The 12,829-nt window shown below is 60.9% G+C and carries 8 protein-coding genes; 6 read left to right on the top strand and 2 right to left on the bottom strand.

Annotation, left to right across the window (positions count from 1 at the left end; all coding sequences use genetic code 11):
• The first annotated feature begins 269 nt into the window (after window positions 1-269).
• Window positions 270-3,131 (top strand): ATP-binding protein, encoded by a 2,862-nt coding sequence (locus ACP7E3_RS15095; RefSeq protein WP_318533472.1) that lies wholly within the window; start codon window positions 270-272, stop codon window positions 3,129-3,131.
• On the top strand, window positions 3,121-4,233 hold the full coding sequence (locus ACP7E3_RS15100) for an HD domain-containing phosphohydrolase (protein WP_102617898.1): 1,113 nt from the start codon (window positions 3,121-3,123) through the stop codon (window positions 4,231-4,233). Before ACP7E3_RS15095 ends, ACP7E3_RS15100 begins: the two co-directional genes overlap by 11 nt.
• On the opposite strand, the gene ACP7E3_RS15105 is transcribed toward ACP7E3_RS15100, so the two are convergent.
• Window positions 4,230-4,928: a response regulator gene (locus ACP7E3_RS15105; protein ID WP_079443614.1), complete on the bottom strand. Its 699-nt coding sequence runs from the start codon at window positions 4,926-4,928 to the stop codon at window positions 4,230-4,232. The genes ACP7E3_RS15100 and ACP7E3_RS15105 overlap by 4 nt on opposite strands.
• The gene (locus tag ACP7E3_RS15110) at window positions 4,909-8,286 is read right to left on the bottom strand and encodes an ATP-binding protein (RefSeq protein WP_177029931.1); all 3,378 of its coding nucleotides are present in this window, start codon (window positions 8,284-8,286) and stop codon (window positions 4,909-4,911) included. The genes ACP7E3_RS15105 and ACP7E3_RS15110 overlap by 20 nt, the downstream gene beginning before the upstream one ends.
• Before the next feature lie 312 nt (window positions 8,287-8,598).
• Here ACP7E3_RS15110 and urtA point away from each other — a divergent pair, with 312 nt between their 5' ends.
• From urtA to urtD, 4 genes are all read left to right on the top strand, one after another.
• Complete coding sequence (gene urtA, locus ACP7E3_RS15115) at window positions 8,599-9,807, top strand: urea ABC transporter substrate-binding protein (protein ID WP_024074866.1); 1,209 nt, start codon at window positions 8,599-8,601, stop codon at window positions 9,805-9,807.
• A 169-nt stretch (window positions 9,808-9,976) separates the two neighbouring features.
• Window positions 9,977-10,894, top strand: coding sequence for an urea ABC transporter permease subunit UrtB (urtB, locus tag ACP7E3_RS15120; RefSeq protein WP_010564283.1), 918 nt, complete (start codon window positions 9,977-9,979; stop codon window positions 10,892-10,894).
• Between the two features lie 10 nt (window positions 10,895-10,904).
• Window positions 10,905-12,065 (top strand): urea ABC transporter permease subunit UrtC, encoded by a 1,161-nt coding sequence (gene urtC / locus ACP7E3_RS15125; RefSeq protein ID WP_169865601.1) that lies wholly within the window; start codon window positions 10,905-10,907, stop codon window positions 12,063-12,065.
• Complete coding sequence (gene urtD, locus ACP7E3_RS15130) at window positions 12,062-12,820, top strand: urea ABC transporter ATP-binding protein UrtD (RefSeq protein WP_046383754.1); 759 nt, start codon at window positions 12,062-12,064, stop codon at window positions 12,818-12,820. Before urtC ends, urtD begins: the two co-directional genes overlap by 4 nt.
• The last annotated feature ends 9 nt before the right edge of the window (window positions 12,821-12,829 follow it).

Genomic DNA, 12,829 nt, shown 5'->3' on the forward strand with positions numbered 1-12,829 from the left:
CTTGGTGCGATGGTGTCTGCCTAAACGCGGAAGCTGTTTGCCCTGGATTTATCCGCCTTGATGCGAGCCAAGCCCAGTCAGCAGACGATTGACCGCCGCGCTTGATTCTTCCATTTCGCTTGCGGCGCGCAGTACAGCGCTCCAGTCATTTTCAATGATTGCCCTCATAAAAAGTATGGAAACGCTTCACCGGATGAGCTATCGTTTTTTTGACATCGTATTGCCACTATTCAAATAACAGGCTGATGCCATTTGCAGGAGTGCTGGTAGTGAATGAAAGCTCTTCTCAAATAGGCTTGCGTCAGTGGATCTGGCGGGCGTTCATGCAGAGTGCATTAATCCCGTTGGTCCTGGTGGAGACGATTCTGATTGCTTGTTACCTGCTGACCAATCAGGCGATCCGTGTATCGCAACTCGATTATTTGGAACGCAGTGCAATTGAAAGCCTTGGCGCAACTGCCGACCAGAACACCCGAATCATTCAAGATCAATTAACCCACATCGCCGATGTCACTCAGCTATTTGCGGATATGACGGCTAACTCACTGCGTGCCGCTTCAACACCCTTGAGTGAAACATTAAGCACTTCTGCTGATGGGGCTCTTTACAGCGGAAAAGACCTGGGCGGAGCGGCGTCGTTCTACTCGTCGGTCACACCTGTCGCGCAACAGAACCTGGGTAAAGTGCAGAGGTTGTCCAGCCTCGACCCATTGATGCGTGCGATCAAAGATCATGAACCGATGGTCGCCAGTGTCTATTTCAATACGTGGGACAGTTACAACCGGATTTATCCGTGGATTCGTGCCGATGAACAATATCCGCATGATATGCAGATACCCGGTTATAACTTTTATTATCTGGCCGATGCCGAACATAACCCGCAGCGAGGGGTTCGCTGGACTGACGTCTACCTCGACCCGGCGGGTCATGGCTTGATGATGTCCGCGATTGCGCCTGTTTATGAGCGCAACTTTCTCGAAGGCGTGGTCGGGCTGGATATCACCGTGGGCGATCTGCTGAAAGAAATTTCCACGCTTAAGGTGCCGTGGGGCGGGTACTTGATGCTCGTCGGCGCGGACATGAAGATCATGGTGTTACCGCCCGAAGCCGAACATGACTTTGAAAAAGGCAACTGGAGTGGTTCGGGGTCGAAGGCCACGAATGAAGGCGCGGTCAACCTTGCGGGTTCAAATCTGATCGACGCGGTGGACCCTCGGGAGTTGGCGGCCGCTGTCGCGCGCAATAGTCGTGGCAGCGCCGAAGTCGTGCTCAACGGGCGCACCCATCTGGTCGCATGGGCCGAAGTGAAGCCGGCGGGCTGGCGATTGCTGGCGGTCGCCGATGAAGAAGACGTCATGGCGGCCACGAACAGCTTGGCGCTCCATTACCGCAACATCGGCTATTTGATGATTGCCGGCCTGGTGATGTTTTACCTCGCATTCTTCAGTTACATGTGGATTCGTGCGCGCAAATTGAGCCATAGCCTGCGGCGGCCGATCCGCGATATCAGAGACATGCTGCAGCAAATTGGTCACGGCCAGTGGCTCCCGCAGCGCGCGCGTTCGAGCATTCGTGAGCTGGATGAAATGGCGGGCAACGTGCTGTCAATGGGCGCCCAACTGTCATCCAGTGAAGCACGGCGCAACGCGGCGCAGAACCGCCTCAATCTTGTCGTTGAAAGCATCACCGCCGGGCTCTGGGAATACCGCCTGGATACTGATCGCCTGTCGTTGAGCGAAGCGTTCTGCACCCGTTTCGGGGTGCCGGCGTGCCAACTGGAGCGCTTCTGTTTTTACGATCACGTCGACCCCGAAGATGTGCAGGCGCTTGATCGGGCGCTCAACGCGTTGCGCACCGGCGCCGCATCGGTGATCGACCTGGAGTTACGTTTATTGCGGCCCGATGGCTCGCCGATCTGGTTTTTGTGCCGTGGACGCCTGATCGAGTCTCTCGATGCGCGCATGCGTTTATCCGCAGGTACGTTTGTCGATATCGACACGCTTAAACAGGTTGAAGAGGATCTGCGTCGCCGTACCCTTGAAGCGCAAGGGGCGAGCAAGGCGAAGTCGCGTTTTATCTCCAGCATGAGCCACGAATTACGCACACCGCTGAATTCGATTCATGGATTCGCCCAGTTATTGCGCCTGCAAGTGGCCGATGGGCAGGAGGAGGCCAAATCCCTTGATGAGATCCTGGGCGCCAGCCAGCACCTGGCTCACCTGGTCGACGATTTGCTCGACTGGTCGAGCCTGCAGGCGGAGGCGCCGCGCTTGCAGATGCGTGTCCTGGAGGTCGACGGACTGATGCGCGAATGTGCCGAAATGGTCCGTTCCCAGGCCAAGGCTGCGGGTCTTGACCTTGAGTTGCAGTCGACGAGCCCCGCGCTGAGTGTGCTGGCCGATGCCAGGCGCCTGCGCCAGATCCTGCTGAACCTGCTGTCCAACGCCATCAAGTACAACCGCCCTCACGCTCGCTTGTTCATGGGGGCTGAACTCCATGGCAAGGGGCGCGTGCGGGTGTTTGTCGAAGATGGTGGCGCAGGTATTTCCGCAGCCCTGCAAGGCGCGCTGTTCGAGCCGTTCCAGCGTTTGGGCCAGGAAAACACCGCGATCCAAGGCACCGGTATCGGCCTTGCGTTGTGCCGAGAACTCGCCACGTTGATGAACGGCAGCATGGGGCTCATCAGCGAAACGGGTGTCGGCAGTCGCTTTTGGGTCGATCTGCCCCAAGGCATCGCGGCACCCAAGGTCCACAAGCGCTTGCTCTCGCTGTGTTTCGTGGGGCAGGACGACGAGACGCTGCGCTGTCTTGAAGACACGTTGACGGGCATGGTGGACCTGCGCCACGGAACGCTTGCGCAGTGTCTGGAGCAGGTACGGCGCGACACGGCGCCGGACGTCATGCTGATTGACTGTGACTTACTGGGAAATGACTTGACCGATGCGCTGTCGCGGTTACGACGTTTGCCAGGTGGCGATCAAATCCTTCTTATTCTGCTGTGTACATCACCACACCTGCTCGCGACGTTGGGGTGTGAGTTTCAAGCAGTGCTTAAACAACCGCTGGAACCCAATGAGCTACGCGAACTCATACGCGCGATGATGCAAGTGGAGAAACCGAATGTTCAGTGATATCCCCGCCGATACCCGAATTGTGATTATCGATGATGTGGCTGCGAACCTGCGCTTGCTGGAGTCCAGCCTGAAAGCCTTTGGTTTGCGCAACGTCTTGAGTTTCGCCGACTCGGCCAGCGGGCTGGTTTGGCTCAAAGAGCAACCGTGGGATCTGCTGCTATTGGATCTGGATATGCCCGCGCCCGATGGGTTTGAGATTCTGCGCCAACTCAGCGATCGCAATCGCTCAAGGTCTCCCGTGATTATCTTGACGGCATTGAGCGAGCCGCAAAGCCGCCGTCTCGGCCTTGAACTGGGGGCCAACGATTATCTGACCAAACCGTTGGATTTGCCTGAGCTGCTATTGCGCATACGCAACGCTCTGCGCTTGTCCCATGCCACCCGCCAACTGCAAGACCTGAACAGCGAGTTGGAGCAAAGGGTGTTTGAGCGCACCGCTCAGTTGCAGGAAAGTTATTGCGCCATGATCCGCGCATTGAGTCGCGCGGCCTGCTATCGCGATGATGAAACGGGCGCCCATGTATTGCGCATTGGCGAAACCGCGGCCTTGATGGCCGAAGCAATCGGTATGCCGCAGAGGTGGTGCGAGCTGATTCGATTGGCGGCGCCGATGCATGACTTGGGGAAAATCGGCATTCCTGATCGGATCTTGCACAAGGAAGGCCCATTAACCGTGCCGGAACGCCAGCAGATGATGGAGCATCCGCGCATCGGCCATGCAATCCTGCAAGATGCACACGCCACGGACCTGACCGATATGGCCGCGGACATTGCCTACGGTCACCATGAAAAATGGGACGGCAGCGGCTATCCGCAAGGGCTTGCCGGAAAGGACATTCCGCTGTCGGCAAGGATTGTCGCGTTGTGTGATGTCTATGATGCGTTGCGTATGGAACGTCCCTATAAGCGGGCCTGGAGCCCTGAGCGGGCGCAGGCCTATATTCTTGAACAATCGGGCGTGCATTTTGATCCGGAGCTGGTGACGGTGATGCGCCGCTGTTTCGGCCCGGTTGAACAACTCATCGAGGATGACGCCGAACTGGCTGGCGTACACAAGCAACGACAAGCCGATGCGGGCACTGGCCAGCTCCCACATTAAAACGTCGCCAACATGGGCGCCCGGCTCGGGCTCATCGCGGCCAAGGCCACCGACGTCGCCGCCGTGCGCGTCTCCACCCCCAACTTCACATACACATGTTCCAGGTGCTTGTTCACCGTCCGCGGGCTCAGCCCCAAGATATCGCCGATGTCCCGATTGGTCTTGCCGCACGCCACCCAGCGCAGCACCTCGACCTCGCGCTCGGTCAGTTGAAAGCGTGCCGACAACAGCTTGTGCGCCGGCTCATCCTCCAGGGTCAACACACTCGGTTGCGTCGCCGCCCGCGCCGACAGCAGGATGCGCGAGGTGCGTAAATGCGCCGCCACGCGCGCCAGCACCTCGTCGGTCTGGATCGGCTTGGTCACGTAGTCGCTGCCGCCCACTTCAAAGCCTTGCACCACATGCTTGCTGTCGGTCAGCCCGGTCATGAACACCACCGGGATGTCCGCGCTGGCAGGTAACGCCTTGAGCCGGCGGCAGGTCTCGAAACCGTCCAGGCCCGGCATCATCGCGTCCAGCAGGATCAGGTCCGGGCGCCGGCGTTGCACGCGGTTCAGCGCGCTGAGCCCGTCGAGCGCCACCAGCACCATGTAGCCGGCGTCGTCGAGGGCGTCGGAGAGCATGGCCAGGTTGTCCGGGGTGTCGTCGACGATCAGTACCACGCCGGGTTCAGTGCTACGGGTGAGTACATTCATCTTCGGCCTCCTTGAGGGTTCGGTTGAGTTCATCCAGGCGGAAACCCTTGAGCAACCCGCGCACTTTGCTGATGAACGGTGCGGCGTCCGGGCGGCGTTCGAGGATCGTGTCGAGTTTTTCGTGCAGGCCCCGCACGTAGCCGATCGCGCTGAGTTCGGCGAGCACGGCGAGGTCGTCGGCGCTCGGCAGCACGCTGGGCGGTGGCGGCGCGACGAAGGTTTTGGTGCGCCGCAGCCATTGCAGGCCGAGGTGTTGTTGCAGGCGTCCGAGCAGCTCCGGGGTACGCACCGGCTTGGCCAGGTAGTCGTTGCAGGCGGCGGCGATGCTGCGTTCGCGGTCGTCGGTAAAGGCGTTGGCCGAGATCACGATGATCGGCGCGGTGGACAGTGCATTGCGGCGGATCAGCCGGCTGGTTTCCAGGCCGTCCAGGGTCGGCATCGACAGGTCCATCAGGATCAGGTCCGGCGCTAGCAGCGCGACCTGGCGAATCGCATCCTGGCCGTTGCTCGCCTGGATCACCTCAAAGCCCAGAGGTGTGAGCATGCCGCTGAGCACCTTGCGGTGGTCCACATGGTCGTCCACCACCAGAATGCGCCGGCGTGCGCCCTGGTAGCCGATGATGTCGTGTTCCACATGCACCACCGCCTGCGGCGCGCGCACCTGGGACAGGAACAGGCGCACCTGGAAACAGGTGCCCTTGTCCAGCTCGCTGGTAACGCGTAGTTCGCCGCCCATCAGCGCGGTGAGCATGCGCGTGATGGTCAGCCCCAGGCCTACGCCTTTGTCCTGGCGCATCAGGTCGCCGCGCTCGAACGGCTGGAAGATCCGCTCGATCTGCCCGGGGTCGATGCCGATGCCAGTGTCGATGATTTCAAAGTTGGCGGTCTCGCGCATGTAGCTGACCCGCAGGCACACTTCGCCGCTGTCGGTGAAGTTCACCGCATTGCCGAGCAGGTTGATCAGGATCTGGCGCACGCGTTTTTCATCACCGCGCACCACTGCGGGGATCTTGCCGACGCAGTCCAGGCGAAAGCGCAGGCCCTTGTCCTGGGCTTGGGGGGTGAACATCTGCTCCAGGTCGTGGATCAGTTCGGGGAAGGGGATTTCGGTGAGTTCCAGGCGCAATTTGCCGGCCTCGATCTTGGCCACGTCGAGCAGGCCGTCGATCAATGACAGCAAGTGCGAGCCGCTGCGCAGGATGGTCGCCAGTGCGTCCTGGTGCTGCTCGGGCATGGCGCTGTCGCGCTGCAGGATCTGGGTGAAACCGAGGATGCTGTTCAGCGGTGTGCGCAGCTCGTGGGACAGCCCGGTGACGTAGCGGCTCTTGGCGGCGTTGGCGGCTTCCGAGGCTTCCTTGGCCTGTTGCAGGGCCTGGTCGGTGAGGCTGTGGGCGTCGATTTCCTGCATCAGCAGCAGGGTCTGGCGGTCGGATTCCTGCTGGGCGACGCGGCGGCTTTCGCGGGTCAGCACCACCCACCAGGCGAGCACGGCGGCCAGCACCGACAGGGTCAGGAAGGCCTTGAAGAACGCCTGGTACAAGGTCTCGGAATGCGGCAAACCCTGGGCCGCCTGCACGTAGATCAAGGCCAGGGCGCCGGCGAGCAGCAGCACCAGCACCGATAACAGCCCCAGGTAATGGGCCAGCCGCGTATGCAGGCGCGGCATCAGGCTGTTGGGCAGCAACCGGCGCAGCACGCCTTCAAACTGGCTGACCAGCCGCGCATGGGGTTTGCAACGGTCGCCGCAGCGCGCATCCAATGAGCAACACAACGAACAGATGGGCGTGCTGTAGGCCGGGCAGAACGCCATGTCCGCCGTCTCGAACGGGTTGCTGCACAGCCCGCAGACCGCATGGGTGGCGGGTGCCACCGGGTGAATCAATTGGGCGTCGCTGGTGCGCGCGATGTAGTACTTGCCCTGGGTCATCCAGGCCAACAGCGGCGCCATCACCAGCGCCGTGCCGAGGGCGACGAAGGGCGGCGCGGCCTGGGCCAGGGCGCCAAACAGGCCGAAGTGAGCGAGGATCGACAGCAGCGAGGCAATCAGCATCGAGCCGACACCCACCGGATTGATGTCGTAGAGGTGCGCGCGCTTGAACTCGATGTGTTTGGGCGACAGTCCCAGGGGCTTGTTGATCACCAGGTCGGCGACCAATGTCCCGATCCAGGCAATCGCAATATTCGCGTACAGCCCCAGCACCTGATCGATCACGTCGAACACGCCCAGCTCCATCAGCATCAACGCAATGGCCACGTTGAACACCAGCCACACCACGCGCCCGGGGTGACTGTGGGTGACGCGGGCGAAGAAGTTCGACCAGGCCAGGGAGCCGGCGTAGGCGTTGGTCAGGTTGATCTTCATCTGCGAGATGAACACGAACAGCACCATGGCGCCGAGGGCCCACTCCGGCGAGCTGAACACATAACGGAAGGCGACCAGGTACATCTGGGTCGGCTCGGCGGCGCGTTCCATGGGGATTTCATGTTGCAGGGCAAGGAACGCCAGGAACGCGCCGCCAAACATCTTCAACGCGCCGGGGATAATCCAGCCGGGGCCGGAGCAGAGCAGGGCGGCCCACCAGCGCTTGCGGTTGGCGGCGGTCTTTTCCGGGAGAAAGCGCAGGTAGTCCACTTGCTCGCCGATCTGCGTCACCAGCGACAGCGCCACGGTACAGGCGGCGCAGAACGCCAGCAGGTTGAAACCGCCGCCGTCGCCGCTGCGCCCGACAAAGCTGGTCCAGTCGCTGAACGCGTCGGGGTTTTTCCACCACACGAAGCCATAGGGCAACACCAGCAAAAACAGCCACAGCGGTTGGGTCCACAGTTGCAGGCGACTGATCAGCGTGACGCCGTAGGCCACCAGCGGAATCACCAGCAGCGAGCAGATCACATAGGCGAAGGCCAGCGGGATATGAAAATACAACTCCAGTGCCAGCGCCATGATCGCCGCTTCCAGGGCGAAGAACAGGAAGGTGAAGCTGGCGTAGATCAGCGAGGTGATGGTTGAACCGATATAGCCGAAGCCGGCGCCACGGGTCAGCAAGTCCATGTCCACGCCATAGCGGGCGGCGTAATAGCTGATGGGTAGGCCGGTGAGGAAGATCACCAGGCTGATGGCCAGGATCGCCCAGAAGGTGTTGGTGAAGCCGTAACTCAGCACCAAGACGCCGCCGATCGCCTCCAGCGCCAGGAACGACACCGCGCCCAGGGCGGTGTTGGCGATGCGCAGCTCCGACCACTTGCGAAAGGATTTGGGGGTGTAGCGCAGGGCATAGTCTTCCATGGTCTCGTCGGCGACCCAAGAGTTGTAGTCGCGGCGGATCTTGACGATGCGCTGGGTGCCGGGAGGGGATTGCACGATGGTGAGGCTCCGCAGAGTGGACGAAGGGAGTGAGCAAGTTCCATGCCCTCGACTGCGCTGGGAGCCAAATGTGGGAGGGAGCTTGCTCCCGATGACGCTGTGTCAGTCGCCAATCAGTTGACTGACCCACCGCCATCGGGAGCAAGCTCCCTCCCACATGGGTCAGCGGTGGCTGGGCGGACGCGATCCTGCCCTGCATTGGTGCGCAACGGCATACGTCAAATGACGTACTGCGTTACGTCAGGCTGCGTATACCCGCGCTGGCCCGCTGCCGCCATGCTGGAGCCCTCATTGCAGAGGAGTCGCCCCATGGAACCACGATTGATCCGCTCCAAACCGTTGTTGGCCCTGTCGTTGCTGGCGGCCGCGCTGTTCAGCCAGGGCGTGCTGGCCGACAACGAAGGCCTGGCCGTGACGCCGACCGAAGTCACCGTCGGCCAGTTGCACTCGGCCACCGGCACCATGGCTATCTCCGAGACCGGCTCGATCCAGGCCGAACGCCTGGCCATCGAGCAAATCAACGCCTCGGGCGGGATTCTGGGACGCCAGATCAAAGTGATCCAGGAGGACGGCGCCTCCGACTGGCCGACCTTCGCCGAAAAGGCCAAGAAGCTGTTGGTCAACGACAAAGTCGCCGCCGTGTTCGGCTGCTGGACCTCGGCCTCGCGTAAAGCCGTGCTGCCGATCTTCGAGAAAGAAAACGGCCTGCTCTACTACCCGACCTTCTACGAAGGCCTGGAACAGTCGAAAAACGTGATCTACACCGGGCAGGAAGCCACCCAACAGATCCTCGCCAGCCTGGATTGGATCGCCAAGACCAAAGGCGCCAAGACTTTCTACCTGGTCGGCTCCGATTACATCTGGCCGCGCACGTCGATGAAGATCGCGCGCAAGCACATTGAAAACGTACTGCACGGCACCGTGGTCGGCGAAGACTACTACCCGCTGGGCAACACCCAGTTCGGTTCGCTGATCAACAAGGTCAAGCTGAAAAAGCCTGACGTGGTCTTCGCCGCCGTGGTGGGCGGTTCCAACGTGGCGTTCTACAAACAGCTCAACGCGGCGGGCGTGAATGCGTCCAAGCAAACCCTGTTGACCCTGTCGGTGACCGAAGACGAACTGCTCGGCATCGGCGGCGAAAACATGGCCGGCTTCTATGCCTCGATGAAGTACTTCCAGAGCCTGGACAACCCGAACAACAAAGCCTTCGTCGAAGCCTTCAAGGCCAAGTACGGCAAGGATGCGGTGATCGGCGATGTGACCCAGGCGGCTTACCTCGGCCCATGGCTGTGGAAAGCGGCGGTGGAGAAGGCCGGCAGTTTCGACGTGGATAAAGTCGTCGCCGCCTCCCCGGGTATCGAACTGAAAACCGCGCCCGAAGGCTACGTGAAGATTCACGAGAACCACCACCTGTGGAGCAAGTCGCGCATCGGTGAAGTGCAGCCCAACGGCCAGTTCAAGGTGATCTACGAGTCGGATCTGATCGAACCGAATCCGTTTCCAAAGGGTTACCAATAAGCTTCAAGCACACCGATTCAAATGTGGGAGGGGGCTTGCCCCCGATGGCGGAGTGTCAGTCGACATTTCTATAACTGAACCACCGCTATCGGGGGCAAGCCCCCTCCCACATAGAGCAAAAGCACATCGCATTCCAACTATCACCTCCCGCTCTCAGGAGACCATCATCATGGAATGGCTATCGGAATTTGGAGCCATCGCGGCGATGCAGGGGTTCAACGGCTTGTCCGTGTTCTGCGTGCTGTTGCTGATGGCGTTGGGGCTGGCGATCATTTTCGGCCAGATGGGCGTGATCAACATGGCCCACGGAGAATTCCTGACCATCGGCGCCTACACCACCTACGTGTGTTCCAGCCTCACCGCGCACTTTGCGCCGAGTTTTCAACCCTATTACTTCTTCTTCGCCATTGCCTTGTCGTTCCTCGTTGCCGGCGCGGTGGGCTGGTTGGTGGAATGGGCGATGATCAGCCGCTTGTACAAGCGGCCGCTGGATACCTTGCTGGCAACCTGGGGCCTGTCCCTGGTGATGCAGCAAACCTTCCGCTCGGTGTTCGGCGCTCGGGAGGTCAGCGCCGAGCCGCCGGCCTGGCTGATGGGCTCGGTGAACTTCACCGACGCGATTGAAATCCCGCGTAACGGCCTGTTCATGATGGCCCTGACCGTGCTGCTGACGGCGGCGATCTTCCTGATGCTGTACCGCTCGCGTTGGGGCCTGCAGGTGCGTGCGACGGTGCAGAATCGCCTGATGAGCCGCGCGGTGGGCATCAATACGCGCAAGGTCGACCGCATGACCTTCGCCCTCGGTTGCGGCGTGGCCGGGGTGGCCGGTGCGGCGTTCACCACCATCGGTTCCACCGGGCCGACGGCGGGTTCGCAGTACATCGTCGACACCTTTCTGGTGGTGGTGTTCGGCGGCGCGCAAAGCCTGTTCGGCACCATTGCCTCGGCGTTCGTGATCGCCCAGACGCAATCGCTGTCGGAGTTTTTCCTCAGTGGCTCGATGGCCAAGGTGCTGACCTTGTCCTCGGTGATTCTGATCCTGATGCTGCGCCCGCAAGGGTTGTTCTCCATCAAAGTGCGCAAGTAGAGGCGAGCAGATGAAGGCTTTAGACAAGCTGCTGGGCGGCCAGCAAAACCTGATCGGCATCGCGCTGCTGGCGCTGCTGATTCTCGTGGTGTTCCCCCTGACCCTGGATGCGTTTCGCCTGAACATGGTCGGCAAGTACCTGACCTACGCGTTTGTCGCGGTGGGGCTGGTGCTGTGCTGGGGCTATGGCGGCATTCTCAGCCTGGGGCAGGGCGTGTTCTTCGGCGTCGGCGGCTACTGCATGGCGATGTTCCTCAAGCTGGAAGCGTCCGACCCGGAAAGCACCAAGATCCAGTCCACGCCGGGCATCCCGGACTTCATGGATTGGAACCAGATCACCGAACTGCCCTGGTTGTGGCAACCGTTTCACAGTTTCAGCTTTACCCTGGTGGCGGTGATTGCGGTGCCGGTGCTGCTCGCATTCATTATCGGCATGGCCTTGTTCAAGCGGCGCGTGGGCGATGTGTATTTCTCCATCGTGACCCAGGCGATTGCGCTGATCCTCACGGTATTGATCGTCGGCCAGCAAGGGCTGACCGGCGGCGTCAATGGCATCACCGACCTCAAGACCCTGCTCGGCTGGGACCTGCGCACCGACAGCGCGAAGCTGATCCTCTACTTCATCAACGCCGGGTTGCTGTTCGGCTGCATCTTCATCGGCCGCTTCATCCTCGCGTCCAAGCTTGGCCGGTTGTTGATGGCGATGCGCGACAAGGAAGAACGCGTGCGCTTTTCCGGGTATGACGTGGCCAGCTTCAAGATCTTTGTGTTCTGCGTGGCCGCGGCGTTCTCGGCGATTGGCGGGGCCATGTTCGCGTTGCAGGTGGGCTTTATGTCGCCGTCGTTCGTGGGCATCGTGCCGTCGATCGAGATGGTGATCTTTGCCGCCGTGGGCGGGCGCATGTCGCTGCTCGGCGCGGTGTATGGCGCGCTGCTGGTGAACTATGGCAAGACCTACTTTTCCGAGTCCTTTCCCGAGCTGTGGCTGTACCTGATGGGCGGGCTGTTCATCGCCGTGGTCATGTACTTCCCCAATGGCCTGGCCGGCTTGTGGGACAGCCATGGTCGGCAGGCATTGGCCCGGCTGCTGCGCCGTCAACCACCGGTGCAAGCCGTGGCGCCGGTGGTCAAGCCCAAGACTGAAAGCAAAATCCTGGAGACCCAGCCATGACCGCCGTCGGCTTTGAAATGAACAAACCGGTGCTGGCCATCGAAGGTCTTACCGTGTCATTCGACGGCTTCAAGGCGGTCGACAACCTCAACCTGTATATCGACCGCAACGAAGTGCGCGTGGTCATCGGCCCCAACGGTGCCGGCAAGACCACGGTGCTCGACCTGATCTGCGGCAAGACCCGCGCCACCAGCGGCAGCATCCAGTTCGACGGGCAGGAACTGACCACGATGCGCGAATACAACATCGTGCGCGCCGGGGTCGGGCGCAAGTTCCAGAACCCGTCGATCTACGAAAACCTCACGGTGTTCGAGAACCTCGAGATGTCTTACCCGGCGGGCCGCAAGGTCTGGGGTGCGCTGTTTTTCAAGCGCAATGCCCAGGTGATCGCACGGGTGGAAGAGGTAGCGCGGGAGATTTTCCTTGGCGATTTGCTGCAACAACAGGCGGACTTGCTGTCCCACGGGCAAAAGCAGTGGCTGGAGATCGGCATGCTGTTGATGCAGGACCCCGAGCTGCTGATGCTCGACGAACCGGTGGCCGGCATGAGCGTCAACGAACGCGCGCAAACCGCCGAGCTGCTCAAGCGCATCAGCCAGGGCCGCTCGGTGCTGGTGATCGAGCACGACATGGAGTTTGTCAAAAGCATCGCCCACAAGGTCACGGTGCTGCACCAGGGCAAGGTACTCGCCGAGGGCAGCATGGAGTCGGTGCAAAGTAATCCGAAAGTCATCGAAGTGTATTTGGGCCACTGAGGAGTCCGG

Source organism: Pseudomonas sp. PSPC2-3, from assembly GCF_049898265.1.
In the GTDB taxonomy this organism is placed as follows: domain Bacteria; phylum Pseudomonadota; class Gammaproteobacteria; order Pseudomonadales; family Pseudomonadaceae; genus Aquipseudomonas; species Aquipseudomonas veronii.

Coding starts and splice junctions, on each gene's coding strand:
- ACP7E3_RS15100 (WP_102617898.1), top strand. CDS start 3,121: ATGTTCAGTGATATCCCCGCCGATACCCGAATTGTGATTATCGATGAT.
- ACP7E3_RS15105 (WP_079443614.1), bottom strand. CDS start 4,928: ATGAATGTACTCACCCGTAGCACTGAACCCGGCGTGGTACTGATCGTC.
- urtA (WP_024074866.1), top strand. CDS start 8,599: ATGGAACCACGATTGATCCGCTCCAAACCGTTGTTGGCCCTGTCGTTG.
- urtB (WP_010564283.1), top strand. CDS start 9,977: ATGGAATGGCTATCGGAATTTGGAGCCATCGCGGCGATGCAGGGGTTC.
- urtC (WP_169865601.1), top strand. CDS start 10,905: ATGAAGGCTTTAGACAAGCTGCTGGGCGGCCAGCAAAACCTGATCGGC.
- urtD (WP_046383754.1), top strand. CDS start 12,062: ATGACCGCCGTCGGCTTTGAAATGAACAAACCGGTGCTGGCCATCGAA.